Annotated in this window: 1 protein-coding gene; it reads left to right on the forward strand. The window is 66.0% G+C overall.

Going from position 1 to position 1,083, the window contains the following annotated elements:
• The coding region (locus VI08_RS19900; protein ID WP_045831385.1) for an efflux RND transporter permease subunit at nucleotides 1-1,083 on the forward strand (1,083 nt) is incomplete at both ends.

The raw sequence follows: 1,083 nt of genomic DNA on the forward strand, positions 1-1,083 counted from the left end.
TCACGGCGAACTACCCGGGCGCGAGCGCGGATACGACCGAAAAGACCGTGACCCAGGTGATCGAGCAGCAGCTGACCGGTATCGATCACCTCCTTTACTTCAGCTCGCAGTCCAGCTCGTCGGGCCAGGCCACGATCACGCTGACCTTTGAAACCGGCACCGACCCTGACATCGCGCAGGTGCAGGTGCAGAACAAGGTCTCGCTGGCCACCCCGCGCCTGCCGTCGGAGGTGACCCAGCAGGGCGTCGTGGTGGCCAAGTCCAACCCCGACTTCCTGATGTTCGTCGCGCTGACCTCATCCAACCCGGCGATCGACAGCAACCGCCTGACCGATATCGTCTCCTCGCAGGTGCTCGACCAGGTGGCGCGTATCCCCGGCGTGGGCAACACCCGCCAGCTGGGTGCCGAATACGGCATGCGCGTGTGGCTGAACCCGGACAAGCTCCGCGGTTACGGCCTCTCGGCCACCGACCTGCAGCAGGCGCTCGCAAGCCAGAACGTGCAGTTCGCGGCCGGCTCCATCGGTTCGGACCCGGCCACCCATGGCCAGGGCTTCAGTGCCACGGTTTCGGCCGAGGGCCGCTTCACCACGCCGGAGCAGTTCTCCGAGATCATCCTGCGCGCCAATAACGACGGCACCGTGGTGAAGCTCAAGGACGTGGCCCGCGTGGAGCTCGGCCCGCAGAACTACGGCTTCGCCACCGAGTGGAATGGCGTCCCCACGGGCGCCTTCGGCGTGCAGCTGCTCCCTGGCGCCAACGCCCTGGACGTGGCCAACGCCGTGCGCGCGAAGATGGCCGAGCTGGCCAAGAGCTTCCCCGAGGGCGTGACGTGGTTCGCCCCGTACGAGTCCACGAAGTTCGTGGTGATCTCGATCGAGGAGGTGGTGCATACCCTCGTCGAGGCCATCATCCTCGTGTTCCTCGTGATGCTGCTGTTCCTGCAGAACTTCCGCGCCACGATCATCCCCACCCTCGTCATCCCGGTGGCCTTGCTCGGCACCTTCCTGGGCTTGTCGCCGCTGGGCTTCACCATCAACCAGCTGACGCTGTTCGGCATGGTGCTGGCCATCGGCATCGTGG

It is taken from the genome of Luteibacter yeojuensis, from assembly GCF_000964085.1.
In the GTDB taxonomy this organism is placed as follows: Bacteria; Pseudomonadota; Gammaproteobacteria; order Xanthomonadales; family Rhodanobacteraceae; genus Luteibacter; species Luteibacter yeojuensis_A.